Below are 26,751 nucleotides of genomic sequence, written 5' to 3'. Positions count from 1 at the left end.
GGTCGCTACACTCGAAAACCTTTAGGAAGCAACTGAAATGGACCTCGACCGGATCACCAACCCGCTGCGACTGGCGAGGGGATCACACCAGGCCGGATCGGGCAAAGGGTGCGCCATGAACGTGATTTCCTACATCAACGGCGACGAGCAAATCACCGACTTTCCGGCGACCTCGGCGCGCCCGTTGGCGTCGTTCGTGCAGTTGTGCAACGACCTACTCGCCGAGCCGGACGGCTATCTGTCACCGGAGAACAGCCTGCTGGTGCTCGACCTCGGCTGGCTCACCGTCGGGACCGCCGACGTCGCCGACGCAGTCATGCACATCTGGGTCACCAAACTGCTGACCAGCCCCCCGTGGGGTGTGCTGCGATACGCCGGCGACGCCGCGGCCAAGGCCATCGCCGATATCGCGGAATTGCATCGCACCTTCGTGCCGGGTGACACGCCGCCAATCGCCGAGTGGGACAGCGCTGCCCGCGCCGGCCGGGCCGCCGGTGAGGCGTCAGAGGGCGCCGAGCTGTACGCGGTGCGAGCCGCCTGCCAGTCGACCGCGCTCGTCGAAACTGACGACTGGGACACCCTCGACGCCGTAACCGGTAACGCGTTGCGCGCGCACCGGCTGGCCAACGGCGACGCCGGAGCGGCCCGGATCCTGGACGTCACTCGCAATGCCATCCGTTCGTGGCGGCGCCTCGCCGGCTTGAGCGTGGTGAGCAACGACCCCATACAGGTGCCCGGCGTTCGGTCGCGCAAAGTCGTCGCGGCCTGAATCAGTTCTGCCGGTGACTATCTCGCCGTAGCCGTATCGTTCGGCCGACCGCGGCGGCCGCTGCGAGCAGCGCCATGACGGCGAGAATGATCTGCGAGCCGCTGAATCCCACCGAGGTCAACAGCAGCGGCAGGCCGAAGCCGATGTACGTCATGGCATAAAACGCGCCGGTCAGCACGCCCCGAAGATGTTGAGGCGCCGCGGCTTCCAAGTCGATCAGGCCTTCGCGCAATGAAAGGCCCGATGCGCAGCCGAGAACCAGCAACAGCGACAGGCTCAGCCCCAGGGTCATCGTCGGTGGCGCCACCGCCATCGCTCCGTAGCCGAGCGCAGCCAGCGCTGCGCCCACTGTGCCTGCCCGCGGTCCCCAGGTGCCCAGGCGGGCGATGATCTGAATGATCCCGCTCGAGCCGTTGACGATCAGGGCGGCGATACCCGCGGCGGCGGGCGCTGACAGCCCGGTGTGGACTCGGGCCGGAATGGTGATGAATCCCAGCGTCGCCGAGGCGAATACCCACGGGGCCAGCGGCATGGCCCAACTCAATGCTCGAGTGATCGAATGCCTAGGACTCTTGTCCGAGCCCGTTTCGGCTATCGGCGCCGCCTCCGGAGTGCGGCGCGCGGCGATGATCATGAAAGACATGGCGACCACCACGAGCGCTGCGGCCACGCCGAACGACACGCGGATACCGAAATCGCCGGCCCCGGCGATCAACCCGCCGGCCAACGGGCCGATCGCGAAGCCGGCGATCAACACCGCCCCAGCGGTGGCCGCGCCGGCGGGACCTTTCAGATCCGAAGCCCATGCGGTGCCAGAGGTCATCGCGAGACCGACGCCAACACCCACGATCAAACGTCCCGCCAGCAAGACGTCGGGTTGCTGGGAGAGCAGCATTGCGACGGTGCCCGCCACGGCGGTCGCCGAGCCGGCCAGTGCCACCGCCTTGCGTCCTAGCGCATCTGAGGCACGGCCACCGATGAGCAGGCCTGGTAGCAGTCCGAGCGCATAGATGCCGAAGATGGCGTCGAGAGTCGCCGTGCTGAGGTGCTGACGGTCGCTGATGGAGGGCATCAGCGCAACGAAATGGTTGGCCACCCATCCGGTGACCAGCAGGACGGCCAGTACCGCGCCGAACTCGAGGTTCACGTCGGCCTGCGTCGGACGCGTCCGACTCAGCAGGCCGATTGACCCGTTCGGCGAGATCATTGACTCCACCCCTCTTCGTGGCCGCGATCAGAAACGACCACGCCGCCTGGGAAGTTATTCCCGGCCAGACGGCCGCCGCAACGCATTTATCCGGGAGTTCACCTCGGCGGGCGGCTCCGGTTGACGTGATACAGCCCTCGGAGCCCAGACGCCGGCTCTATGATGCGCAGGTGGCGGCCAGTGGCGATGCGGCGAGGTGCACGCCGGTGCCCGGGAAACCCGCACTCCTGTTGGGCGGCTTCGACATCGCCAGTGTGGGATATGTCGCAGAGGAATTCTTCATCTCGGGATCGGCGACGTCCTACCGGTCCGCCGGCGAGCTCAGCGCGGATGGCCGATGGAGCGCGTCACCGGCAGCGTCTTCGGACTACACCACTCGGATCGTGGCATTGACGCCGTCGGATCCGGCCCGGTTCAACGGCACAGTGCTCGTCGAGTGGCTCAATGTCAGCGGCGGCATCGATGCGCCAGCGGTCTGGGTGATGGCGCACCGCGAAATACTGCGCGCCGGATACGCCTACGTGGCGGTCTCGGCACAGCGTGTCGGTGTCGAGGGCGGCGCGAATCTCATGGGCATCGACATGTCGCTGAAAACCCAAGACCCTTCCCGATATTCGCCGCTGCACCACCCCGGCGACGCCTACGCCTACGACATCTTCTCGCAGGCCGGGCGAATGGCGAGCAACACCGAAATTCTGCGTGGGCTGCACGCCGAACACCTCATTGCGGTGGGCGAGTCACAGTCGGCGCTGTTTTTGACGACCTACATCAACGCCGTCGACCCGCTCGCCCGGGTTTACGACGGCTTTCTGGTGCATTCGAGGTTCGGTCCCGCAGCCCCGTTGGACGGCGCCTCGATATTGAACGAACTGGAGAGCGACGCGGCCCAGGCGGTCGCGTTTCGTCCTGATCTGCGCGTGCCGCTCGTCACGATCATCACCGAGACCGATCTGGTGGGCGGAGTGCGGAACGGCTATCACAATGCGAGACAGCCTGACAATCAACAACTTCGGGTGTGGGAGATCGCCGGTACGGCCCATGCGGACAACTACACGATTCAAGTGGCGCCGATCGACGACGGGAAAGCGGCGTTGGCCGACGTCGTTGCAGCCTATGCGCCGACGAACATGTTGATGGGTCAGCAACTGGATCACTGCATCAACTTTGGGCCGCAGCACCACTACGTTCTGCAGGCGGCGTTGTCACATCTGCATGACTGGGTGAGCACCGGCCGGCCACCGCCCAGCGGCGTGCCCCTCGAACTGAACGGTGAGCAACCCCTTCTCGATGAACACGGGCTGATGCGCGGCGGCATCAGGACACCGTGGGTTGACGTGCCGATCGCCCGTACTTCCGGCGTCGGGAGCGAAGAGAGCACGATGTCGTGGATCTTCGGCTCCGGCGAAATGTTCGACACCGCGACCGTGCAACGGCTTTACCCGGGCGGACGGGCGGACTATCTGGAACGCTTCACCGCGTCGCTCGACTCGGCGATCCAGTCGGGTTTTCTGGTCGCCTCGGATCGAGAGGAAATTCTCGAGCTCGCCGCCGCCACGTTCCCCAGCTAGGCCTCAGAGCGGCGGGGTCTCGAGCGTCAGGCTGAGCAGGGCGTAGGCCATGCAGAACAGAAAGTTCAGCGTCACCAGAACCAGGCCGATAAACAGCAGCGAGCGGGTGCCGCGCCGTTTCATGCGCCGGACCTTGGCGCCAAACTGGTCACGCTTGAATTGGGTCGCTATCAACGCGAAGTTGAAATCGGCCAGCTCGGCGTAGGCGGCCGGCGCACCCGCCAGCATCTGCCGAAGCCGATCCGGCGGAGTTGTGACGCCCACCCGTGCGAATCGCCGGCTGAGCCGTCGTGCTTGCCGTCGGCTGGCGATCTGAGCGCCCACCCGCAACCGCTGGGGAAGATGCCCACGTTCGTGCCCCCAAGGGGCCGACGGGGTCATCACACGGCGAAGTGTAGCCAGCCGGTCTCGAATATCGGTAGCACTCGGCGAATGTGCTCCTGGAATTCTGAATCGTCGAGTCGGCGCCCAGCACTTTTCGGGCGGCTGCCCCGCCGTGGCACAGCGCAGGATCACGGGTCGGCCAGCAACTAGAACGTGTTACAGTTTGGCCACATGAGCCGCAAACGCGTCGTGGTCGCGGGCTTGGGCGATGTGGGCATTCTCGCCGCGATCCGGCTCGCCAAACATTTTGACGTCGTCGGCATCTCGGTGAAGCCGGGATTGGTCAGCGGCCAGGAACTGGGCGTCCGGTTGGCCCGTCCCCGCGATTGGGCACGCGATTACTGGATTCCCTTCGACAGATTCCGTCGCTTGGATCCGGTACGGATCGTCCAGGGCGCGTTGACCGAAGTCGATCTGGCCGGCCGAACCGTCTCCGGACGCGGGGACAACGGCGAAACTTTCGTCGAAGGTTACGACGCGCTGGTCATCTCGACCGGCGTCAGCAACGGGTTCTGGCGCCGGCCGACCATGCAGTCGGCCGCCGAGGTCGGCACCGATCTCAACGACGCGCACAGTCAAATGGCCGCCGCTGAGTCGGTGATCGTGGTGGGTGGCGGCGCGGCCGCGGTCACCAGCGCCGTCAATCTGGCAACCACGTGGCCGGATAAACGAGTCGACCTGTACTTCCCCGGCGACCGGGCACTGGGCGACTACCACCCGAGGATTTGGCAGCGCATCCACGGCCGGCTAACCGAGCTTGGGGTCGGCCTGCACCCGGGGCATCGCGCCGCGCTCGTCAACGGTTTCACCGGCGAGGAGATCACCAGTGGGGCCATCGAGTGGAGCACGGGACAGCCCTCGGCCTCGGCCGACGCGGTGCTCTGGGCGATCGGGCGGGTGCGACCCAACACCGACTGGCTGCCACGTGAACTGCTCGACGAACACGGCTTCGTCCGGTTGACTCCCGAGCTGCGAGTGCCGGACCAAACGGGCGTGTTCGCGGCCGGCGATGTCGCGGCGACCGACCCGCTGCGCAGCTCCGCTCGCAATCGCGGGGACGCCCTGGTGGCCCACAACGTCCGCGCCGAACTCGAGGGCCGAGGCTTGCGCAGCTATCGCGCACCCGGCCGGCGGTGGGGCTCGATACTCGGCATCCAGCCCAACGGCTTGGAGGTTTTCCTGCCGACCGGTCAGGCGTTTCGCCTGCCGTCATGGCCGGTCGAGCGTCTGGTGATGCCGTTAGTCGTGCGCCGCGGCATGTATGGCGGAGTGCGCGAAAACCACCCGGCGGTCTGACGACCGCGCTTTCAGCCGCGCTTGCCGCGCACCCACTGGAACGTCCCGACGCTCTTGACGCGCACGCTGGCGAAACCGTGGTCTTCCAAGATGTCGCCGACTTCATCCTCGCCGAAAATATGAGCTCCACCGGTGGGCAGCGCCCGCCAAAGATCAACCGGCGGACGCAAAGTCGGGACCATCACGGCCAGCCGACCGCCGGGCTTCAACACCCGGGCGATCTCCGACAGCGCCGCCGCCGGATCGGGAATCAGCTGCAACACCGCGATCGAGACCGCGGCGTCGACTGTCTCGTCGCGTAACGGAAGCCGCTGCGCGTCCGCCCGCAAAAACCCGACCTGCGGACCCGCGGCGGCCCGCACCGCGCGCGCCAGCATCGGCTCGGAGATGTCGACACCCAGCGCAAGCCCGTCGGGTCCGGCGGCGTGGGCCAGTGATGTGGTGATGGAGCCTGGGCCGGCGCCGACATCCAACGCGACGCCGCCCTGCGGGATGTCCAACCATTCGATAGGCAGCTGCCACGCGCCGATGAACCGGCGGGTCAGCGCCTGCGCATTGTCGTAGAGAAAAGACCCGATCGGCGACGCCCACGCGGCCTGGATGGCGCCGTCGTTTGTGGCCACCTCGTCATCCCCGTCGACTGAGGTGCCCAGCAGGTCCAGATAGCCGTTGCTGACATCCGGCTCACTCGGCGGGTCGATAAGCAGATCCAGTGCCCTACTCAGCGCGGGCGGCAACGTCGTACTCACATCTGTCATTGGCGCCGCTCCTCCTCATTGCCTCGCGCTGCATTGTCGCTGGCGCGTGTCATGGGCTTTCCTTCGACGAAATATCAAGTTTCACAAGCGTTTACGAACTGACAACTTCCATTCGACGAGCCAGTTCTTCCGCCCGCAGCCTACGCCGGGGCGCCCGGCGGTTCCACCCGCCGAGGTAGTTGTGGTGGCGGCGGCGCTAGTGTCGAAACGTGACTACACAGTGGTCGCCGAGCCGACTCGGCAACCTGTCCGGCAAGCGCATCATCGTGACCGGGGCCACCAACGGAGTGGGCCTCGGCACCGCCCGCCTTCTCGCGCAGGCGGGCGCACACGTGATCCTCGCCGTCCGCAACACGCAGTTGGGCGCACAACGCGCCGCCGAGATTGGTGGTTCCACATCGGTCGCCAAGCTCGACCTCGCCGATCTCTCGTCGGTGCGGGCATTCGCTGACCAGCTCGACGGCGACGTCGACATCTTGATCAATAACGCCGGAGCCGTCGTCCAGCATCGCACCGACACGGTGGACGGCTTCGAAATGACCATGGGGACAAACTTTTTGGGCCCCTTCGCGTTGACCAACCTGTTGTTGGACAGGGTGCGCTCGCAGATCATCAACGTCGGATCCGACGCGCACAAGTCGGCCAGACTGCGACTCGACGACATGCACCTGCGCTCACACAAGTGGACGGCGTATCCGGCATACGCGCGTTCCAAGCTCGCTGTCATGCTCTGGGGCCTCGAACTCGACCGCCGGTTGCGGGCGGCCCAGTCGCCGGTCACCAGCCAGCTCACGCACCCCGGTTGGGTGTCCTCGAATCTTTCGCAAGTCTCGGACAGCCCAGTGATGGCGGGCTTTCACAAGGCGGTTACGGCTATGGCCGACAGGTTCGGCAACGACATCGAAGCGGGCGCGGCGCCGACGCTGTATTGCATCAGCGAGCCGATTCCGACAGGCAGCTATGTGGGCATCGACGGCCGGCTCGGCCTGAAGGGCGGCCCGGTGCTGACCGGCCGCTCGGCACTCGCGTGCGACTACGACACCGCCGCGCGGGTGTTCGAATTCGGTGAAAAGGAAACCGGGACAAGGTTTCCCGTATAGCTAGATGGGTGTGGCGAAAATCGCCACGGCATCCCCACCGACCGATACTCCGGCGGAGCCGATTCGTTCGATCATCCGGGCCCGCAACTCGGTCGCTTTGTCGGCGGCCAGGATCAGCTGGTTGGAGAACGTGAAGGCGATGTCGACCCACTGCTGTGCGGAGTAGTGCAGGTCGTGCGGATACTTCCGCTGGGTGGCGGTGAAGCCCGCGGCGGCGATCATGTCGACGACCTCGGCGGGATTGCCGTCGCCACGGTGAGTTTCGACGTCCATATAATCCCGGTAGATCGCTTCGAACTCCGCGCGCGTCGGATTGGTTGGCCGCAAACGATTCCAGATCAGGGCCAGCTGCCCACCGTCGTCGAGAATCCCGCGGATTTTCGGTAGCGCCACAGCCGGATCCACCCAGTGGAACGACGCGGCGAAGACCACCCGGTCGAATCGACGCCCCGCCGGATCCCAGTGCTCGAAGGTTGCGAGTTCGACGGGGATGCCTCTGGCCTGCGCAACGGCGGCCATCCGGGTGTCGGGTTCGACGGCGAGCACGTCGGCGCCGCGCTCGATCATCTGTCTCGAGGCGATCCCAGTGCCGGCACCCGCTTCGAGAACGCGGTGTGCATCGGGCGCCAGCACGTCGTCGATCAACCGGTCGGGGTAGCGCGGACGATAGGTGTCGTAGTTCCGTGCCGCGCCACCAAATGAGTTGGCGCGCTCCCGATTAGTGAACAGATTCAGCCGCGGTGGCATGGCGCCGAGCCTAGCGACGCGACTTGTGACCCAGCTGTGAACTATTGGTTGACGGTGGCATGCGCCCGCTCGAGTGCGCACAGCCGCCACTGGCCCGGTACACCTTTGAGGTCGTGGTCGCCGCGGTCCGCGAATCGGTGCCGGGAACCGGTCACGATGTCGCGGACGGTCGACGACACCAACACCTCACTGGCGCCGGCCAGGGCCGCGACGCGTGCGCCGATGTGCACGGCCATCCCGGCAACATCGTCACCGCGCACTTCGACCTCACCGGCGTGAATACCCACCCGAATCTCGATGCCCAGCACCCGAATCGCGTCGACAAGGGAGTCGGCGCACGCGATCGCGGCGCTCGGGCTCGGGAAGGATGCGACGAATCCGTCACCGGCGGTGTTCACTTCGAACCCGCCGAACCGTTCGAGTTCGTGACGCACCATGGTGTCGTGGTTGTCCAGCAAGTTGCGCCATCGACCATCGCCGAGCATCGCGGCGCGTTGGGTCGAGCCGACGATGTCGGTGAACATGATCGTGGTGAGCACCCGGTCGGCGCCGAAGCTGCCCCGCACACCGGTGACAAACTCCTCGATCTCGTCGAGCATCGGCGCGGTGTCGCCGACCCAGTACAGCGCGTCTGCTCCCGGCAGTTCGACGAGGTGCGCTCCCGAGATGTGCTCAGCGATGTACCGACCATTGTCGACCGGGCAGAACTCCGAATCCTCGCGATGCAAGACCAGCGTCGGAGCCGTGATCCGCTCCAGCGTGTCACGGACATCGCAATGCCTGACGGTCAGGATGATGGCGCGGGCCATGCTGGGTGAGGCGGCCCGATTGCCGGCCATGTCCCACCACGCGCGGAATGCGTGGTCGTCGACCATGCTGGGCGCGATGAAGCCGAGCATGTCGAAACCCTGGTCGACGGCGTCCGGTTCCATGGCCACCGTCGTGTAGGGGTCTTCCTCGACGATCTCGAACCCCATCGGATAGTCGTCCGCGCGCAGCGTCCGGGCCGCGCCATTGACGATCACCAGGTTGCTCACACGCTCCGGATACTCGGCCGCCAGTACGAGGCCGGTCATCGAGGCAAACCCAGGGGCGAAAATCGTCGCCCGCTCGCATCCGATCGCGTCCATCACCGCGATGGCGTCTTTTGCCCAGAACTTCGGACCGATCACGTCCTGCGAAACGCGCGACGACATGCCGACCCCGCGCTGGTCGAGTCGAATCACTCGACTGAAGGAAGCCAGCCGCCGATGAAAGCGGTACATCGACGGTTCGGCGTCGATGGTGTCGATCGGGATGGACGGCCCCGGCAGCACCAGCACGTCGGTCGGCCCATCGCCCAGTGTCTGATAGGCGATGTCGACCTCGCTGCAACTGGCGTAGCGAGTCCGTGGAAACTGCGCCACGGCTACAGGCTAGTTCAGGAGACCGACACGTTTACGAAGAGTTTGATGCGGTTATCGCATACCGGCCCCGCTGCCGCGAGTATGCAGGTAGCAGAAAGCGACGGAGAGGAACAGCGCATGCAGTTGACGGGCAACACCGTTCTGGTCACCGGAGGTGGTACCGGAATCGGCCGGGGTCTCGCCGAGGCGTTCCACCGCCTGGGCAACCACGTCATCATCGCCGGGCGCCGCCTCGAAATGCTGGAAGCCGTCGCGGAGGCCAACCCGGGCATGCAATTCCTGGCGCTGGATCAAGGTGATTCCGCCGCCATCAGGCGATTCGCCATCGGGTTGGACGACAACCACCCGGAGTTCAACGTGCTGGTCAACAATGCGGGCATCCAGCGCGTAGAGGACCTCACGAGCGGCAGCCCGGGCACGGCCGAGCAGACCATGAACATCAATCTGCTCGGCCCGATCCGGCTGACCGCGGCGTTGCTGCACTCGCTGCTCGGTAAGCCACGCGCGGCGATCCTCAACGTCACCTCCGCGCTCGCGTTCATGCCGAGCGCCCGCACACCGTCGTACTGCGCCAGCAAGGCGGCACTGCACTCCTACACCCAGTCGCTGCGCTATCAACTGCGCGACACCGAGGTCCAGGTCATCGAAATCATTCCGCCGCGGGTGCAGACCGCGTTGCAGGGCGACCGCGGATTCGACCCGCGGGGCATGCCGCTGGACGAATTCATCACCGAGACAATGACGCTGCTGAAAACCCAGCCGGATGCCGCAGAGATCGTCGTGGAGCGCGCCAAGGGATTTCGCTTCGCCGAGCGGGACGGCGCGTTCGACGAGATCTATCCCGTCTTCAACAAGATGGCCGCCGACGCCGACTAGGGCAAGAGCGCCATCTCGCCGGCAACGTCAGTCGCGAATGAATCCCTTGTTGCGCATCAGGAAGTCTGCGAGGAAGCCGTCGTGCGGAATATGGGAAGCCGTGTGGTGGGTCGGATGATGTCCGCCGTACACATTGGCGATGGTCGGCTCGGCAAGCAGAGCGTCGATCAGGTCTTCGTCGTCGGTGATTGCGCTGATCACCAGCGAATGCCGCAGCGGCTCTAATCCGTCGGCGCGCGACCACGGCGAGACCCAGACACACGGGAACGGCAATTCGACGTTGAGTTTGGCGACGTCGGGTTTGGCCAGCAGGTGTACGGCCGGGCGCAATGCGGCGTAGTCGGCGCTGAGCGCGGCGACCACCTGATCTGCGCCCAGTAGCGGCGTGGCGCCAGCGGCAACAGCCGCCAGCTGGGCCGCCAAAGCCGTTGCAGCGTTGAAGTTCTGAGTGGGAAGGCTAGCCCGCTCGTCGTCGGTCGGCAGTGCCTCGATAGCTGACAGTCGTTCGGCGATCGCCGCGGCCAGGGGCGCGGGGTCACCTTCGTAGAGCACGGCGGTGGTGTTGACGCACGCCACCCCGCCCAGGTTGGCGATCGAATCGGTGATCACGTCGAGGTAGTCACGCCAGTCGTGCTCGGCGGTGATCAGGATCTTGGCCCGGCCGGGACCGTTGACGAACACCGTAGGGTCGCCGGCATATTTGTCGACGACGTCCTGACCGCCGTACACCATGGCGAGGTCGGCCGATCGGATCAGCTCGTCGGCACCTCGATGATCGGTGGGCAGGTACACGGCGTCATGTGGCCGAAATCCGGCCTGGCCCAACGCATTGACCAGGCGGTGCGCGGTAAGTGGCTCACGGCGTGACGGGCGGACCGCGACCCGGTAGCCAAGTGCGAGCGCTTGCGGCCACAGCCCGTGCACTCCCGGGCCGTTGCCGGACGCGAGTACCGCGAACACGTCGCCGCGCCGGGCCCAGACCGCACCGCCGTCGCGGGTGCCCGCGCCACGCCAATCGAGTGACGCGCCCGCCGGCCGGGCTGATTGCATCGCGCCGAAAGCCGATGCCACACCAACGGCGACGCTGCGGGCACCGGCCCGGGTCACCGTGATGGGCACTCCGGAAATCCGGCTGGCCGCAACGGTATAGGCGTCGAAGTCCAGCCCCGCGATCAACCCGTTGGCAAAAATGTCGGCGGCCTTGGCCAAGGCGGCTTCCCGCTCATGAAGCGGCAACGGCCGAACACCGCGTTGGGCGCTGAGAGCCCGCGACACATAGAGCCTCGGCGCAATGCTGAGCTCAGCGATCGCAAACCCATCGATGGCTGTGACGGGCTCACGGTTGCGGGTCCGGTACGCGCCGTCCGGACCGAGCGCGTCGATGGCGATCAGATCCGTTGCATCGGAGACCATCTCAGTAAACGCCCTCGATGACCGGCTCGCCTTCGAAGGCGGCGACCGGCCGCACCTCGCTGAGCGAATCGCCCACTTGGCCGTCGAGTCCGGCTATCCGGATGGCACTGTCGCGTTCCAGGTTGTTCGGCAGGAACATCCCCTTGCTGATGTGGTTCATCACCACCTGCCCGCGTTGGCCGTACGGCACTTTGTCGCCGCTGTCGGGATCCACCACCCGGAAGGTTGCGTAGGGGCTGCGCGGGTGGAAGACAAACGGGCCGTCGTCGCGGCGGCGGGTGATCGCCTGGGAGAGAATCATCGTGCTGCCGAATGCCATCGTGATCGCCGTGTGCGGGAAGATTTCGCTCAGCAGGTCCAGCGTGTCGATGTCCACGTGCGCGCCGCTGAGCAGCATGAAGCCGACTTTCTCGTTCACCAGGTTGACCACGTCGTCGCTGCGGGCCATCGCCTCGAGCAGCGGCGGGGTGGTGTGCATGTTCGCGATGTGTTGGGTGTACAGCACGTGGACGGCCTGTTCGACGAGATGGTCGACGTAGGCCGTCACCTCCGAAGCGGCGTTGCGGGCGGTGATCTTCTTGACCCAGCGCGGGTCGAGGTCGATGGCGTGGAAGGTCGACCCGAGCCGCTCGGAGACCAGGCGGGAGAAGTAGCCCACACCGTGCGGTCCGCTCGGCATCATGCACAAGAAGCCGCGGCCGCGCAGGAAACCGCCATCGGCGAAGTCCTCGGTCTGCCATTCGATGACCTGCTCGATCCAATCCGGCAGCTGGACAGTCCGTTTCGGAGTACCGGTGGTTCCACCGGATTCGAAGATCTGTGGCACCGGCGACGGCGAGCCGTAGCCGCGTGGAATCAGGTCCTCAACGGCCTCGGTTCGTAACTCGCTGAGGAGGTTGGGAAAGCGGCACAAGTCACTGAAGGTGTTGACATCGGTCAGCGGGTTGAAGTTCAGCGTGCCGGCCGTCCGGAGCCAGAATGCGCTGCCGGTCTGCTCGCCGAAGTGCCAGGCGATCGCGGCACGCAGATACGCCTCCGGGTCGTCGATGGGTGCTGACCGCGGCACGTCCAGCAGCGAGAAATCGATGTCGGCCATATCACCGATCATGACGCAGCGGAGATCGGACGGGCAATCGACCACTCGCCAATCCGCTTTACCGAGAACGGTTTTCGCATGCCGTTCACCGTTTGTAGCGGCGGTATTCGCCGTCTCGACACGGACGGGAAGTCGGCCGGCCGCGCCATCTGTGCGGACACGCGTCAGGAAATTCACAGGTCGGAAGCTGGATTCGAGACGACTTATGCGTAAACTCATGCTAGACAGTTAGTGAATCAAAAGTGAACAAAAGGTTAAAACACCAGGTCTAGGGCTTCCCCTGGAAGACTCGGACCGATCGGAAGGTAGACAGATGTTTGCGCCTAGCTTGCCCGCCGTCGTCCTTGACAGCGCCGTTGACCCCGCCGACCGGATCAGCGCGATCGACTTCATCAACCGGGTCAACTGGCTGTTCGACGCCTGGGACATCGACGCGATGGTCGAAGCCTTCCTTCCGGACGCCACCACGCACCACACCCACGGTGTCAGCCACGGCACACTCGAGACGCGCCGCTTTTTCCAAGATCAGAGCCCGCACGTCACGCCCGGCGTCAGCCGGCAAGCGCTCAACCCGATCGTCGATCCCGACGATGACGGCGGCGTGATCGTTCGGTACCACAACCTTCTCGTCCGGCACACCGCCCAGGTCGCCTCGCCGAAAATCGTGTCCGGCCAAGTCATCACCGCCGCTCCCGATGCGCCCGAGATCTGGATCTACTCGGCGATGACGGACCGGCTGCGCCGCACCGAGAAGGGATGGCGCATCTTCGAACGGCACGTCGGCCCGACGTCGATGAATGGCGGCGGTTCGTCCAACCGTCACGCCGATCCCTATCTGGAAACGGCGGCCTGGTAACTACCGCCGATAGGGTCGCCAGCCGCCTTCCGGCTGAGCGAGACGGTCGGCGATCACCGACAGCGTTTGCACGTTGTGGCCGTAGCCCAAGTGACTGCTGCGGACTTCGATGTTTTCCGTCTGGGGAGCGGGTGCGCTGGTGCAGCACTGCCAAGCCACGATGCCATCCGACTTGCTGTAGATACAGGTCGTCGGCACCGACAACGGTTGGGCGCGCCGCGCTAACGCCCGTTCGGAGACGGCCGCTTCGGCGTCGGTCCCGCGGTTGACCAAGCGCCACACCTTCCACGCAGTGGTGGCCTGGTGGTTGCCCCGAAACGGTGATCCCAGGGTGATCACCGACCGGACGTCGTCGGGCAGCGCTCGCGCCAGCTCGCGGGCATAGATTCCGCCCGCGCTCCAGCCGATCAAACTCACCCGGCGCCCGCCGGCCCGTTCCCGGATGTGGTGCAGGCGCGCCGGCAGTGTCTCTTTCATGCTGGCGCGATAGCCCATGTTGGTTCCCAGGCCCCAGTCGTAGACGCGGTAGTCCAACTGGCGCAACACGTTACGCAGTAGATCGGTAGACAGCGGGCCGGCCAGGAAGCCCGGCAACACCAGAACGGGATGGCCGTCGCCGTGCGGCCAGCCCGCGATGCGCCGCATCGCCAGGCGAGCCGACACGTACTCCATGCCGGTGCGCCACTCGAGCGTTCGGAGCAGGTGTCCCGGTAGCGCCGCGTTATCGGCGTCGGGGAGCTGCGCCGACTGCTCGGCAACCGGCTCAGGAGTAGAAGCCATCCAGGGTCTCCTTGTTCTGCTCGGCGACCACACCGCGCTTCACCTTGAGCGACGGCGTCAACTGGCCACCGTCGACGGAGAGATCGTGGTCGAGTACAGCCCACTTCTTGATCGTCTCCCAGCGGTTCAGGCTGGCGTTGAGCTTCTTGATGTTGTCGTCGATCATGTCGTGTACCGCATCGGATTTCGTGAGCTCTTCGTAGGACTTGCCGTCAAGCCCGTTGTCTTTGGCCCATCCACTGATGGAGTCCTCGTCGAGGGTGACCAGAGCGGCGGCGAAGTTCTTGCCCTCGCCGAACACCATGAACTGGCTGGCGTACGGGCACAGTGTCGCGAATTTGGCCTCGATCGCCGGCGGGGCGACGTACTTGCCGTTGGACAGCTTGAACAGCTCCTTGATCCGGCCGGTGATGGACAGGAAACCATCGTCGTCGAGCTTGCCCTGGTCCCCGGTGGCCAGCCAGCCGTCCTTGAGCGAGTCGGCGGTGGCGTCGTCGAGGTGGTGGTAACCGGCCATCACGCATGGGCTGCGGAACTGCACCTCGCCGGCATCGCTGATCCGGACCTCGGTGCCGTCGAAAGGCAGGCCGACGGTGCCGAGCTTGTAATTGTCCGGGCGGTTGATGAAGCCCGCGCCGGACGACTCGGTCAGCCCGTAGCCCTCCAGAACCAGTACGCCGGCGGCCTCGAACCATTCGGCGATGTCGCGGTTGAGCGGTGCCGAACCTGAAATGAAGAACCGAATCCGTCCGCCGAACACGTCGCGGATCTTGGCGAACACCAGCCCGTCGAACAGCTTCTGCTGCAGCACCAGGTGCGGCCATACGAATTTGCCCTCGCGGCGGCGGCGGGCGACTTCTTTGCCGACCGCGAACGCCCATCCGAACAAGACGGCCTTGGCGCCCTTCTGCTGCGTGATGATCTTGTTGTAGGCCTTCTCGAAGATGCGCGGTGCGGCGCCCATGAAGGTCGGTTTGACCACTCCGCAGTTCTCCACGATCTTGTCGACGCGGCCGTCGATGGCGGTGGCGAAACCGCATGCGACCTGAGTGGCGATCAGCACCTTGCCGAAGGCGTGCGCCAGCGGCAGCCACAGTAGTTGCAGATCGTTCTCGTCGAGCAGGCCCATGCCGGAGATGACGTCGCCGGTGTACACCCAAGCCGAGTGCTGCAATCGCACGCCTTTCGGCTTGCCGGTGGTCCCGGAGGTATAGATGAGTGTCGCCAGCTGCTCGGCTTTGATCTCGTCGGCAACCTTGCTCACGCAGGACGGGTGCTCAGCCAGGTATTTCGCGCCCTGGTCGGCGAGGTCGTCGAGGGTGAGCACCCAGTCGTCGTCCGACGATCCGTCGATCAGCACGACCTTGGTCAGGTCGGGCAGCTCGCTGCGCTGGTCGGTGAGCTTCTCGAGCTGGGTGTCGTCCTCGGCGAAGACGATCTTCGAGCCGGAGTCGGCCAGGATGTAAGCGGTGTCCTCGGCGTTGGTGCTGGGGTAGACCGTTGTTGTCGCGGCGCCGGCGCACAGGACCGCGAGGTCGGCCAGAATCCACTCCAGCCGGGTGGCCGACGCGATGCCGATCCGGTCCTCGGGCTCGACGCCGAGCGCCAGCAGCCCGGCCGCCAGCGCCTCGACCCGCTCGGCCGCCTGCTTCCAGGTGACCGATGTCCAGTCGCTGCCGGCGGGGACGCGGAAGGCCTCGTGGTCTCCTGACTTCTCCACGCGCTGCAGGAACAGCTGCGCCAGGTTGGACGCTCGGGTCGGGTTAGCACTGGTCTGGCTCATCGGACTTCCTTTTGCTCTCAGCGATGTCGCTGCTAGGTGATCGCATGACGACCCGCTGCGTACGGCTTCGCCGAGCTTGCGATCGTCATATAGATCTTGCTGGGAGTGCCCACCGCTGTCTGGACAAAACGTGAATTCGCTGTCCGATTAAGCGCTTGACGTGGCCTCCGCCAGCTCGGGTTGCACGATCCCCGCGGTTTTGGCCAACCAGTGAGGGGCGAGCACCGAGAGTCCGGTCGCCGCCGCGGTCGCGCCCGCCACCCCCGTCCAGGCCACCGGTCCCAGCGGCGTGCAGCCGAAGAAGTGGCTGACGCCCGGCGTCTGGACGATGGCCACCAGCACCGCCGAGCTGCCAAGCGCCGTCGCCACCACGAGCGGGCTGTGCCGCCGCGTCAGCAGCGTCTGCGCCAGCTGGGTGGTCACCAGCGCCGTCAATCCCATTGTCGAGGTGCGCCTTTCGGTGCCAGGCGTCCAACGCCCGATAGCCCACGCCGCGGTCGCGCCGGCCGCCGTCACGGCGCCACGGGTGACGATCTGACGCATCAGCGGAACATCCAGCGACGGCGTTGGCCCGGTCAGCACCGAGCGCTGATAGGCGCGGCGCGCCTCGAGGGCTTCTTCCTCGGTGTCGTATTCGTCGGCGTCGGGTTCCTCGAACTGCGGGGTGACAGCGACCGCCAGCGCCGGGAACATGTCGGTCAACAGGTTCACCAGCAGCAGTTGGCGGGTTCCCACTGGCGCACGCCCGCTGCCCAACGCCGTGCCGATGATGGTGAACAGCACCTCGCCGACGTTTCCGCCGACCAGGATCGTCACCGCGTCGCGCACGCCGGCCCACATGCCGCGGCCCTCGACCAAAGTATCGAGCAGGACGCTCAGGTCGTCGTCGGTCAGCACGATGTCGGCGGCGCCGCGGGCGGCTGACGAGCCGCGACCGCTGACCCCGATACCCACGTCGGCCATCCGGATCGCGGCGGCGTCGTTGGCGCCGTCGCCGACCATCGCCGTCACTCGCCCGCAGCGCTGCAACGCGCCGACGATCTGCACCTTTTGTTCCGGGCTGACGCGCGCGAACACCTGCACGTCGGCGGCGAGCTTGGCGGACGCGTCCTCATCGAGGCCGTTGAGGTCGGCGCCGGTGATCACCCGGGCATCGGCGGGCAACCCGAGCTGGCGGGCGATCGCCCGGGCAGTTACCGGGTGGTCGCCGGTGATCAGTACGACGTCGCGATCGGCCTCGACCAGGGCTTCGATCAGCGGGCGCGCTGACGGGCGTGCGGTGTCTGCCAAACCTACGTAGCCGATCAACTCCAGATCGTGCGCGGCGGCGTCGACGGCGTCGGCATCGGTGTCGTCGTCGTGGGTGTCGTGGTCCCAGCTGCGCTTGGCCACTGCCAGCACCCGCAAGCCCTGTTCGGCAAGGTTGTGCACCAACGACTCCGCGTGATCCTGATCGGCCTGCGGATCGGCGAACCGGCAGCGCGGCAGGATGACCTCTGGAGCGCCTTTGAGCATGAGCAGAGGCTGCGTCGGATCCGCGCTGAGTGTGCCGATCGAGGCAGCGAAGCCACGGCTGGACTCGAAGGGAACTTCGGCGAGCAGGTTCCACTCGGCATCGCGCTTGAGTGAGGCGGCAGCTTTGACGATCGCCTCATCGGTGGCATGGGCGTGCCCCTGCGCTTCATGCGGCTGGGTCGTGGCGCGTGCGGCGGCCTGCACCACCCGGGCCGCCTCCGGTTCGGCGACGCCGGGGAACGGCCCGTGCGGATTGGTCGTCGCCGGCACCGAACGCACCAGCCGCAGCCGGTTTTCGGTGAGCGTGCCGGTCTTGTCGAAGCACACCGTGTCGACGCGGCCCAGCGCCTCGATCGTGCGTGGAGCGCGGACCAGCACGCCGCGCGTCGAGAGCCGTTGTGCGGCGGCGAGCTGAGACAGCGTCGCCACCAACGGCAAGCCTTCGGGAACGGCCGCCACCGCGATCGCGACGCCATCGGCAACGGCCTGACGCAACGACGCCCGGCGCAGTAACGCCAGACCCGACACCGCGGCTCCACCGGCGAGGGTCAGCGGAAGCACCTTGGCGGTCAGCTCGCGAAGCCGCGCCTGCACCCCGGCCGACGACTCGACGTCGACGACCGCAGAGATCGCGCGGTGCGCCGCAGTACCCACACCGGTGGCCACCACAATCGCCCGGGCATGTCCGGCGACTATCGTGCTGCCCTCGAACAGCATGCTGGCCCGCTCGGTGTCGGCGGCCGCAACCGGATCGACCTGCTTGTCGACCGGCAGAGACTCTCCGGTCAGCAGCGATTCGTCGACTTCGAGATCCTCGGCCACCAACAGACGGGCATCGGCGGGCACCACGTCGGGAGCCGCCAAGTCGATGACGTCGCCGGGCCGCAACGCGGTCGCGTTGACCGTGACGGTGCGCTCGGCTTTCCTGGCCGCCTCCAGCCGGCGGCGGCTGGTCGCCACCGTCGGCACCACGACGCGGCGGGCGAATTGCTCTTGTTCGGCGAACAATTCGGCGGCTGCGGCGTCGGCCCGCAGCCGTTGCGCGCCGCCGGTCAACGCATTGACGGCCATCACGCCGCCGACCAGAAGCGCGTCGACGTTGCTGCCCATGATCGCCGACGCGGCCGCGCCGACGGCCAGGATCGGTGTGAGCGGATCGGAGAGTTCGGCCCGCGTCGCGGACAGCAGCTTGCCGACCTGACGCGCCGGCCCGCGCAGCGGCGACACCACCGGGCTGTAGGACAGGTCGTCGAGCACACGTCGCCAGCCCGGCATGCCGGGCTCGATGGTCAGCGGGCGCGCGCGCCCGGCCAGCCGGGCATAGACGATCTCCGGATCCAGCGCGTGCCAGGCGGTCAACGGCTGCGGAGTTGGATCGGGTTGGCGCAGCACCCGATTGGCGGAGAAAGCACCCGAGATCAGGGCGCTGGCCGCGGCGGCGTTCACCGGGTTCAGCCAGCGCTGAACAGCCAGCGGGTTAGTCGAGGTCCGCTGGTCGCCAGTGACCAGGAGCAGTCCAGCCAGCGTGGTCCCGCCCTTGGCGAGGTTGACCGACGATTCGCTGGCCCGGCGCGCGGCGGGCAACGCGGACAGGATTCGCACCGCCGCAGCCAGATCGGTGCCGGTGATGATGTCTGCGCTCCACGGCGTCGCCGCACGGGGATCGTCCAGCGCGACGCCGACGTCGGCGACGGCCAGGGCGGCCAACGTGTCGGTCGAGGCGAAGTCGCGGTGCAGCGCGGTGATCAGCAGCACCGGCCCGCGGTCGGCCCGCAGGTCGCGCACCAGCTTCAGCAGCGGAGTGCCGCTCGGGTGACTGGCGGCGACGCTCGCGGCCAGGTCCTGGGTGCCGGCGACGTGCCGCAGCACCACCCGGGCTCCGGTGCGGTTCGCGATCTGCAGCAGCGGAATCGCGAAAGGGTCCACCTCCCAGCCGACTTTGACGTGGCCGACCGTTGCGCCGTCGACCACCAGGTCGGCGTGTTCGAGGCCCTGCGCGGGGGTGGCTGACGGCCCCTCGGGGCGCAGGTATCGCAATCGCGCGGTGTTGGCCGGCAACTCGTCGGGGTCGGGCTCCGGTGGCTCCTCGGCGTGCAGCAGCGCGTCGGCGACCTCGTAGACCCGGTCGTCGTCCCAGCCCGGAATGTCACCTTGAGCGTGCAGCACAGCGCGGTGGTCGCCGCGCAGCGCGGCGCCGTCGATGACGACGACTTTCACCCGATCCAGCCGACGCAGGGCGCCGGGGTCGAGGACCATCTGCCCGTCGTCGGCAAGACCGCGGCCCAGCACCGCGGCAAAGGACTGCCGGCCCATGTGTGCGGCCTTCGGTATCCCGGCCAGCACCGCGCCTGCGGCGTCTTCGGTGCCGCCGCCGGCGACCAGGGCGCTCGCGGCCGCGATCAGCGAACCGTTTGCGGCCTGATCGACGTAGTCCTCCACCGGTCCCGCCATCGAGCCCTTCGCGGTGTCGATGGCGGCGTCGATCGATCCGTCGACCACGACGTGCGACGCTTCACCGGCCGCGGCCGCCGCCCAATTGTGCCGGGAAGCTTGCGATTTGGCACCGGCTGACGAGATCACCGGGACGACGGGAGCCTGCGGCCGGGTGGGGGAGGCCAGCTGCGGTTCGCGGTCGCGCCAACGCCGGCGGTGCGCTTCGGCTTCCGAGATCTGCAGGACGCGTTCCACCAAGTTCAGCAGCGGTGTGCCAACCGCCTGAGTCAATCCGTTGGCCGCCGCCGTCGACGCGCTGAGTGCGAGGTCGGTGCCGACCCGGCCCAGTCGCGACTCGAGCACCGCGATCATTCGCGGCTGATGGTTCAGCAGGGCGGCGGCCGCTCGGGTGGTCTTCGGCGCCGCCGGCAACCTGATGACCCAGCCGGTGACCGCGGCGCCGATCGCCACCGCGTCAAAGGCCGCCGCGGTCAGCGGCACCAGGATCGCCAGCGGGTTGCCGGGATCGGCGAACGGCGCGATCCGGATCTGCGGCTCGCGTCCAGCTGCGGCCAAGTCGGCCGCCGCGGCGTTGACCACGTCACGCACGGTGTCCAGCACATCGTCGGCGTCGGCGTCGGCGTCAACTTCGACCACAAGGCGACCCAACGCGCCCTCGACATGGGCGTTGGCCACGCCGGCGATCTTGCGGACCGGCTCCTCGACCACTGCGGCGTGCTCATGCCAGCGCGGAAATGGCAACAGCGGGTCCAGGTCGAGGTGCACTCGTTGGCCGCTCTGCCAGCGCACAGTTGCCGAGGCGCCGTCCCGTTTGCCGTTGGCCGACCGGCCGGTGCCCAGCACGCGTGCGGTCGACTGACTCACCGAATCCAGCACCGGTCCGGTCAGTGTCTGCACGGCATCCGCGGCCGTCGCCACGCCCTGTGCCCCAGCCTGCAACATCTGCACTGCTCCACCGGCGACGCCGCCGACCACGGCGGTTACACCTGGGACCCTCATTACTCACCCTTCGCGACGCTTACTTTGTCGATCAGTGCCGCCTGGCAAAGCGGCGGCCTGAGCTGTACGACGAAACGGGGAGAAAGCTGACACTCCCGTTAGTAGACGAGCGTACGTGCTACGCCAGCGTCGAGCCGTGCGAAGAAGGGGCGCCAGCCTCTAGGTGCACCCGCTGACGTGGATGCGCCGACCGACGCCGACACACACGTTGACATTCGGTGGTGGGGGAGGCGGCGGGAAATCCTGCGGGAGTGGCGCGTAGTCGCTCGGCGGCGGGACGTCCGCGAGGTTGGTGCACCCGCTGACGGAGATACGCCTGCCGACGCTTGCGCAGACGTCGGCGCTGGCCACATCGGTGGTCAGAACGACATTCGACGTGACGGCAAGCACCGCTATCCCCGCGGCGATCCACAACCGCGCGTGCTGGCGCCTCACGCGGCGCCCTGCCCAAGTAGGGGAGTCCAATGGCAACGCTCCCTGATGTCGGTCAGCGGTTGACGGATGCCCTCGAGTTCAGCTTCCTCTTGGGGATTGTTGCTGAAGTAGTTCTGCACCTGGCCCCCGATTTGATCCTTCGGCTGATCCTGAAGGCCGGTGTAGAACCCGTTCACATCCGGGTGAGTGAACAGGTAGGTCGTGAGCGCGGTTGCAACGCCGGCTGCAACGCCGGCTACGTCCGCGGCTGAGCAGTTGGGTGGCCGAGGCGCCGGATCGGCCGCGGCTTCTCCAGCGGTGCCGGACAACAGGGTGCCGGCAATCACCCCGGCGCCGACAAGGCCCATCACCGACCGATGCGAATTGAACTGCGAGGGGGACATCACTGGCTCCTTTTGTGCGGTAACCGTTGGCGGTCGTCCCCCGCGCTAAAGCTAAACAGATACGGATGGTCGAACTGGGCGATTGGCCAGAAAGAAGATCAGTGTGTCGGCGGCAGACCAAACACCGAAAACAGTGCCGGGTCAAGAAAGACGACGATGCCGGCGATCCCGTCACTACCGGGAGTGATGACGTGTATCGAATGCGCGCGCAACACGTCGTCGGGGGCCCGGCGGTACTCGGCGACGGCGGGCTGTCCATTGGCGGCGGTGGGGACGAGCACCATGTCGCCGGGCTTGGCAAAGGCGCGCCGAGCAAGGAATCGGGTCACGGCGTCGCGTCCGGTGAACCAGACCGGCAGCGGCGGCATCTCGAGGCTGACATCGGTTTGGAGCAACTCGGTGAGCGCCGCAAGATCGGCGTTTTCGAAGGCCGCGCAGTAGCGGTCGAGCAGCTCACGGCGCTTCGCATCATTGGGCTCGGCCACGTCCTCTTCGCTCGCCGCGACCTCGGCAAGGTGAGCACGCGCTCGCTGAAGCGCGCTGTTCACTGCGACCGGAGTGGTTTCCAGCAGCTCTGCGACCTCGGCAGCGCTGAACTGCACGACGTCGCGCAGGATCAGTACCGCACGCTGACGGGCCGGCAGTTCTTGCAGCGCCGTGGCGATCGCCAGCCGCACACTGTGCCGGGCGCTGAACGCGGTCTCCGGTGTCAGTTCATCGGGCAGCGGTTCAAGCCACTGATAGCTGCCGCCGTGAGCGTCAAGGTCGGTGTCCGGATCGTCCGAGCCGGCGCCCAGACCCGCAGGCAAAACGCGGCGGGCCCGGTTCTCCAGCGCGCGAAGGCATGCGGTGGTGGCGATCCGATACAACCAGGTCCGCAGCGCCGCGCGTTCTTCGAAGGCCGAGTAGCCGCGCCAGCCGCGCACATACGTCTCCTGGACCAGATCCTCGGCATCGTGCACCGAGCCGAGCATGCGGTAGCAGTGGGCAATCAGCTCGCCACGAAATGGCGCCGCCTGCTCGATGAAATCCTCCTGGGCGGGCACGGTCGTCTCCTCTTGGCGGGCGGATTGGGGACCTATATCAGTACAGAGACGTCCGGCCGCCGAAATTCATCGGTCGTGCAGCGATGAATCCCGGCCTCGCGACGTATCGAAATCACTATGACCCTTACCCAACAGATTGAATATCAGGCCGATGAGCTGGCCGGCACGACGGCGATCGTGACTGGTGTCAGCCGTGGATTCGGACGCGCCATCGCCGCGGCACTGGCAGGAGCCGGTGCGCGCGTGGTTGGCGTCGCGCGCGCTAGCGCGCAACTCGACGAGTTGCACGACGACCTCGGCGACGCACTCAGTCCGGTGGCCGCCGACGTTGCCGACCCCGATGTGGCCAACCGGCTTCTCGACCAGCACCAGCCGTACACACTGGTGCTGTGTGCGGGGGCGAGCCCGGCGATGGGTCCGCTGCACGAACAGACATGGGAGAGCTTCAGCCAGACGTGGGAGGTGGACGTCGCGCAGGCGTTCCACTGGACTCGTCATGCGTTGCGCCGCCCGCTGGCGCCAGGCAGCTCGGTGATCGTGATGTCTAGCGGCGCCGCCGTTAACGGCTCACCACTCAGCGGCGGCTACGCGGGCGCCAAGGCCACCGTCAAGTTCGTCACCGACTATGCCGCGATCGAGTCGCAGCGAGCCGGGTTGGGCATCAGATTCGTGTCCGTGCTGCCGCGGTTGACACCCGCTACTGGGCTGGGCGCCAAAGCTGTTGCGGCGTATGCCGATAGGCAAGGCGTCGACGTCGAGACATTCATGAAGGCCGCCGGACCTGCGCTCACCGCAGCGCAAGTCGGCCGGTCGGTGTTGGAGCTTGCCGCGGGCCACCACCGGGATCACGGCTCATATCTCCTCACAACCGAGGGTCTGTCGGCGCTGGGCGTAAGTAGCTGAAATCGAAAGGCGGAGAACACCATGAACACACCCCCGATTGTGTCGGCGCAGGAGTGGACGGCTGCGCATCAAGAGCTGCTGGTGAAGGAAAAGGAAGTGATGCGCGCGCATGACGCGCTCGCGGCGCAGCGACGGCGGATGCCGTGGCTGCCGGTGGACAAGGACTACGAATTCGAAGGACCCGACGGAAAGGTCAACTTGCTGGGGCTGTTTCAAGGCCGCCGTCAGCTACTCGTCTACCGCGCCTTTGTCGGGCCGGATATCGATGGCTGGCCCGATCACGGCTGCCGCGGATGTTCGATGATCGCCGACCACATCGGCAACCTGGCCCACCTCAACGCCCGCGACGCCACGCTGGTGTTCGCCTCGCGCGCGCCGCAGCCCGGCATCGAGCGCCTGAAGGAGCGAATGGGCTGGCAGATGCCGTGGTACACGATCACCGACAGCTTCGACGTGGACTTCGGCGTCGACGAGTGGCACGGCACCAACGTGTTCATCCACGACGGCGACCGGGTCTACCGGACCTACTTCGTCAACAACCGCGGCGACGAGGTGTTGGGCAACACCTGGAGCTTTCTGGACATGACGCCCCTTGGCCGGCAAGAGACCTGGGAAGACTCGCCGCAGGGCTACCCGCAGAGCCCGCCCTACGAATGGTGGGACTGGCACGACACATACGGCGAGCACGAGCCGTCACGATGGTTCGGTGAGCCTGATCCCACCGATCCCAACGACCAGCGCCCACCGCGCAGGTGACCTCGGCGAAACGCGGCCCGCACCCACGGAATGGTGATTAACATCCGGGATCATGCTCGCCAGGTTTCGCCGGTTGATGGATTTTGACCTCAGCATCGCCGAGCTCATCGGCGTCGGCGTATTCCTGGCGGGGCCGTACGTGCTGATCGGCCTGGGGTGGACGTGTACGCACGCGCACTCAGTGGATGGACTTCGCGGTGTGGAGTTGCTGGTCTCAGTGCTGGGGTCCATTGCGCTCTGGCCAGCCCTGCTGTTAGCGCATGTCTGTGTCGGCTGACGCCGAGCTGTTGCCGTGGCTGCGCCGGGTGCTCGACCGGCGGGTGAGCGTCGGCGGGCTGACCGAGGTGACGGTGTGGCTGGGCGCCGGATACCTCGCGGTCGGGCTGACCTGGTCGCTCTTCCATCCGGAAGGCGTGCAGCGCATACAGGAACAACTCGAACAGCAGCTGCAGTTGCCGGCCGGAACCAACTATCAGCTTGCGGCTCTGGGCGAAGCCAGCGTCCTGTGGCCGGTGGCCTCGGTACTGCCGTCGCTTGGCTGTGGGCACTAGGTTCTCTTCGGGGCGGGAAGCCAGAAGGGAGCCGGCATGCCGCGAGGTACCAGTGACGTCTGGGAGGCGATGTCGACCGCGCGGACGATCCGGCGCTTCACCGACGAGCCGGTTGACGACGCCACGCTGGAACGATGTCTGCAGGCGGCGATGTGGGCGCCGTCGGGGGCCAACGCGCAGGCTTGGCGCTTCGTCGTGCTGCGTTCGCCCGAGCAACGGGCCGTGGTGGCCAAGGCGGCGTCGCGCGCCCTGGAGGTGATCGAGCCCGTCTATGGGATGAGCCGGCCGGCCGACGATGACGACAGCCGGCGTGCCCGCACCAACCGCGCGACCTACGAATTACACGACCGGGCCGGTGAATTCACCTCGGTTCTGTTCGCGCAGAAGCACTTTCCGACGGCGTCGGAACTCCTGCTGGGCGGTTCCATTTTCCCCGCGATGCAGAATTTTCTACTGGCCGCCCGCGCCCAAGGCCTAGGCGCTTGCCTGACCAGTTGGGGCGCCTACGGCGGCGAGCAGTTGTTGCGGGACGCGGTCGGCGTGCCCGACGACTGGATGCTGGCCGGGCACATCGTGGTGGGCTGGCCGAAGGGGCGACACGGTCCGGTGCGTCGCCGGCCGTTGAGCGAAGTGGTGAACTTCGACCGCTGGGATGAGCCGGTGAACTGACCTGGTGCGTGGGCCGTAATCCGAACGGAGGTCTAATTTGTCGATGACGGAAAGACATGATGATCGGTGGGCCGGGTGGCTGTCGGCTCTAGGGCAGGCGATCAGCCGGTACGGATTGGCGCTGACGCTGGCGTGGATCGGATTCGGTAAATACATCAAGATGGAAAGCCGAGTCCTGATCGAGCACAGCCCATTGATGAGCTGGGTCTATGACGTATTCAGCGTCAACACCGTGGCCCGCGGATTGGGGACGCTGGAGATCGTCGCCGCGATCCTGATTGTCACTCGCCCGGTATCGGCGCGGCTGTCGGCGATCGGCAGCGCCATGGCGATCGTGCTGTTCTGTGGAACGCTGAGCTTCTTGTTCACCACGCCCGGTGTCGTCAGCCGGTTTGCCGGCCCGGTGCCGGTGCTGTCGGCGTTGCCGGGTCAGTTCCTGTTGAAAGACGTTGTCCTGCTTGGCGTCGCAGTGTGGACTCTGAGCGAGGCGGTGCAGGCGCGCCGCGCCGCGTCAGCTTCTTGTGCCGACCGTGAACAGGTCGGCGATCGGCCGAGTCCATAGCGGCCGCCGCACCCGATGCTGCTCGACGATGGTGAACCCCGCGCCCTCGAACAGCCGCCGCATTTCGGCGGGCGTCGGACTGTGCGCGGGTTTCAAACTGCTGGCCGCCGGCAGTATCGACTGCCGTGCACTCATCGTCGACACGGCCACCAGTCCACCCGGTGACAGCACGCGATGGAATTCACGCAACGCGGCCGGCTGATCGAAGAAGTGGAATGCCGAGGTGGTCACGACCGCGTCCAACGCCCCGTCGTCGAAGGGCAGTTGCTCGGCTGGGCCGCGCATCCACTGCACCACTCTTGATCGGGACTGGGCTTGCTTGAGCATGCCCTCGGACATGTCCACGCCATACACCGCGGCGGGGTGCAGGTCGCGTTCGATCCGGTCAGCCAGAATGCCTGTGCCGCAAGCGACATCGGCTACCCGCGCCGACTGGTGG

At 66.6% G+C, this 26,751-nt stretch carries 26 protein-coding genes; 12 read left to right on the top strand and 14 right to left on the bottom strand.

Features of this window, described 5'->3' with window-relative positions:
- Window positions 1-37 precede the first annotated feature (37 nt).
- A complete protein-coding gene (locus WAO18_RS23970; RefSeq protein ID WP_422208717.1) occupies window positions 38-769 on the top strand; it encodes a hypothetical protein in 732 nt (243 codons plus the stop codon).
- 1 nt (window position 770) lies between these two features.
- Here WAO18_RS23970 and WAO18_RS23965 read toward each other — a convergent pair whose 3' ends face one another.
- Complete coding sequence (locus tag WAO18_RS23965; protein ID WP_422208716.1) at window positions 771-1,976, bottom strand: MFS transporter; 1,206 nt, start codon at window positions 1,974-1,976, stop codon at window positions 771-773.
- A 170-nt stretch (window positions 1,977-2,146) separates the two neighbouring features.
- Here WAO18_RS23965 and WAO18_RS23960 point away from each other — a divergent pair, with 170 nt between their 5' ends.
- On the top strand, window positions 2,147-3,544 hold the full coding sequence (locus WAO18_RS23960; RefSeq protein WP_422208715.1) for an alpha/beta hydrolase domain-containing protein: 1,398 nt from the start codon (window positions 2,147-2,149) through the stop codon (window positions 3,542-3,544).
- Window positions 3,545-3,547: 3 nt separating this feature from the next.
- On the opposite strand, the gene WAO18_RS23955 is transcribed toward WAO18_RS23960, so the two are convergent.
- Complete coding sequence (locus WAO18_RS23955) at window positions 3,548-3,772, bottom strand: hypothetical protein (RefSeq protein WP_422208714.1); 225 nt, start codon at window positions 3,770-3,772, stop codon at window positions 3,548-3,550.
- Between the two features lie 327 nt (window positions 3,773-4,099).
- Between WAO18_RS23955 and WAO18_RS23950 the strand changes: the two genes are divergently transcribed.
- Window positions 4,100-5,224 (top strand): FAD-dependent oxidoreductase, encoded by a 1,125-nt coding sequence (locus WAO18_RS23950; RefSeq protein WP_422208713.1) that lies wholly within the window; start codon window positions 4,100-4,102, stop codon window positions 5,222-5,224.
- Between the two features lie 11 nt (window positions 5,225-5,235).
- On the opposite strand, the gene WAO18_RS23945 is transcribed toward WAO18_RS23950, so the two are convergent.
- Complete coding sequence (locus WAO18_RS23945; RefSeq protein WP_422208712.1) at window positions 5,236-5,982, bottom strand: methyltransferase domain-containing protein; 747 nt, start codon at window positions 5,980-5,982, stop codon at window positions 5,236-5,238.
- A gap of 209 nt (window positions 5,983-6,191) precedes the next feature.
- Here WAO18_RS23945 and WAO18_RS23940 point away from each other — a divergent pair, with 209 nt between their 5' ends.
- A complete protein-coding gene (locus WAO18_RS23940; RefSeq protein ID WP_422208711.1) occupies window positions 6,192-7,082 on the top strand; it encodes an SDR family NAD(P)-dependent oxidoreductase in 891 nt (296 codons plus the stop codon).
- Here the strand turns inward: WAO18_RS23940 and WAO18_RS23935 are convergent, their stop codons facing one another.
- Together WAO18_RS23935 and WAO18_RS23930 are read right to left on the bottom strand one after the other, a co-directional pair.
- Window positions 7,083-7,829 (bottom strand): class I SAM-dependent methyltransferase, encoded by a 747-nt coding sequence (locus WAO18_RS23935; protein ID WP_422208710.1) that lies wholly within the window; start codon window positions 7,827-7,829, stop codon window positions 7,083-7,085.
- A gap of 41 nt (window positions 7,830-7,870) precedes the next feature.
- A complete protein-coding gene (locus WAO18_RS23930) occupies window positions 7,871-9,235 on the bottom strand; it encodes an adenylate/guanylate cyclase domain-containing protein (RefSeq protein ID WP_422208709.1) in 1,365 nt (454 codons plus the stop codon).
- A gap of 117 nt (window positions 9,236-9,352) precedes the next feature.
- Between WAO18_RS23930 and WAO18_RS23925 the strand changes: the two genes are divergently transcribed.
- Window positions 9,353-10,111, top strand: a complete 759-nt coding sequence (locus WAO18_RS23925) for an SDR family oxidoreductase (protein ID WP_422208708.1) — start codon at window positions 9,353-9,355, stop codon at window positions 10,109-10,111.
- A gap of 27 nt (window positions 10,112-10,138) precedes the next feature.
- Here WAO18_RS23925 and WAO18_RS23920 read toward each other — a convergent pair whose 3' ends face one another.
- Together WAO18_RS23920 and WAO18_RS23915 are read right to left on the bottom strand one after the other, a co-directional pair.
- The gene (locus WAO18_RS23920) at window positions 10,139-11,503 is read right to left on the bottom strand and encodes an aldehyde dehydrogenase family protein (RefSeq protein WP_422208719.1); all 1,365 of its coding nucleotides are present in this window, start codon (window positions 11,501-11,503) and stop codon (window positions 10,139-10,141) included.
- 22 nt (window positions 11,504-11,525) lie between these two features.
- Entirely contained in the window at window positions 11,526-12,620 is a 1,095-nt protein-coding gene (locus WAO18_RS23915) for a phenazine antibiotic biosynthesis protein (protein ID WP_422208707.1), read from the bottom strand.
- A gap of 313 nt (window positions 12,621-12,933) precedes the next feature.
- Between WAO18_RS23915 and WAO18_RS23910 the strand changes: the two genes are divergently transcribed.
- Entirely contained in the window at window positions 12,934-13,476 is a 543-nt protein-coding gene (locus tag WAO18_RS23910; protein ID WP_422208706.1) for a nuclear transport factor 2 family protein, read from the top strand.
- Here the strand turns inward: WAO18_RS23910 and WAO18_RS23905 are convergent, their stop codons facing one another.
- The 6 genes from WAO18_RS23905 to WAO18_RS23880 form a co-directional block, all read right to left on the bottom strand.
- Complete coding sequence (locus WAO18_RS23905; RefSeq protein ID WP_422208705.1) at window positions 13,477-14,256, bottom strand: esterase/lipase family protein; 780 nt, start codon at window positions 14,254-14,256, stop codon at window positions 13,477-13,479.
- Entirely contained in the window at window positions 14,240-16,039 is a 1,800-nt protein-coding gene (locus WAO18_RS23900; RefSeq protein WP_422208704.1) for an AMP-dependent synthetase/ligase, read from the bottom strand. Before WAO18_RS23900 ends, WAO18_RS23905 begins: the two co-directional genes overlap by 17 nt.
- A gap of 147 nt (window positions 16,040-16,186) precedes the next feature.
- On the bottom strand, window positions 16,187-21,007 hold the full coding sequence (locus WAO18_RS23895) for an HAD-IC family P-type ATPase (protein ID WP_422208703.1): 4,821 nt from the start codon (window positions 21,005-21,007) through the stop codon (window positions 16,187-16,189).
- Window positions 21,008-21,166: 159 nt separating this feature from the next.
- Window positions 21,167-21,442 (bottom strand): hypothetical protein, encoded by a 276-nt coding sequence (locus WAO18_RS23890; protein ID WP_422208702.1) that lies wholly within the window; start codon window positions 21,440-21,442, stop codon window positions 21,167-21,169.
- A complete protein-coding gene (locus WAO18_RS23885) occupies window positions 21,439-21,825 on the bottom strand; it encodes a hemophore-related protein (protein WP_422208701.1) in 387 nt (128 codons plus the stop codon). The genes WAO18_RS23890 and WAO18_RS23885 overlap by 4 nt, the downstream gene beginning before the upstream one ends.
- Window positions 21,826-21,923: 98 nt before the next feature.
- Window positions 21,924-22,907: a sigma-70 family RNA polymerase sigma factor gene (locus tag WAO18_RS23880; RefSeq protein WP_422208718.1), complete on the bottom strand. Its 984-nt coding sequence runs from the start codon at window positions 22,905-22,907 to the stop codon at window positions 21,924-21,926.
- An 81-nt stretch (window positions 22,908-22,988) separates the two neighbouring features.
- On the opposite strand from WAO18_RS23880, the gene WAO18_RS23875 reads away from it, so the two are divergent.
- From WAO18_RS23875 to WAO18_RS23850, 6 genes are read left to right on the top strand one after another with little or no spacing between them, the layout of a single operon-like run.
- On the top strand, window positions 22,989-23,774 hold the full coding sequence (locus tag WAO18_RS23875; protein ID WP_422208700.1) for an SDR family NAD(P)-dependent oxidoreductase: 786 nt from the start codon (window positions 22,989-22,991) through the stop codon (window positions 23,772-23,774).
- 21 nt (window positions 23,775-23,795) lie between these two features.
- Window positions 23,796-24,530: a DUF899 domain-containing protein gene (locus WAO18_RS23870; RefSeq protein ID WP_422208699.1), complete on the top strand. Its 735-nt coding sequence runs from the start codon at window positions 23,796-23,798 to the stop codon at window positions 24,528-24,530.
- A gap of 52 nt (window positions 24,531-24,582) precedes the next feature.
- Window positions 24,583-24,807: a hypothetical protein gene (locus WAO18_RS23865; RefSeq protein WP_422208698.1), complete on the top strand. Its 225-nt coding sequence runs from the start codon at window positions 24,583-24,585 to the stop codon at window positions 24,805-24,807.
- Window positions 24,791-25,081, top strand: coding sequence for a hypothetical protein (locus WAO18_RS23860; RefSeq protein ID WP_422208697.1), 291 nt, complete (start codon window positions 24,791-24,793; stop codon window positions 25,079-25,081). The genes WAO18_RS23865 and WAO18_RS23860 overlap by 17 nt, the downstream gene beginning before the upstream one ends.
- A 36-nt stretch (window positions 25,082-25,117) precedes the next feature.
- Complete coding sequence (locus WAO18_RS23855) at window positions 25,118-25,750, top strand: nitroreductase family protein (RefSeq protein ID WP_422208696.1); 633 nt, start codon at window positions 25,118-25,120, stop codon at window positions 25,748-25,750.
- Between the two features lie 43 nt (window positions 25,751-25,793).
- Window positions 25,794-26,312, top strand: coding sequence for a DUF417 family protein (locus WAO18_RS23850; RefSeq protein WP_422208695.1), 519 nt, complete (start codon window positions 25,794-25,796; stop codon window positions 26,310-26,312).
- Here the strand turns inward: WAO18_RS23850 and WAO18_RS23845 are convergent.
- Window positions 26,262-26,751, bottom strand: a 490-nt coding sequence (locus WAO18_RS23845) for a class I SAM-dependent methyltransferase (protein WP_422208694.1), incomplete at its 5' end; no start/stop codon positions are given. The two genes, WAO18_RS23850 and WAO18_RS23845, sit on opposite strands and share 51 nt — an antisense overlap.

The sequence above is a fragment of the Mycobacterium sp. genome (assembly GCF_049278535.1).
In the GTDB taxonomy this organism is placed as follows: Bacteria; Actinomycetota; Actinomycetes; order Mycobacteriales; family Mycobacteriaceae; genus Mycobacterium.
Note: the sequence above shows the minus strand (reverse complement) of the source record. Positions and strands in the feature narration are given on the sequence as shown.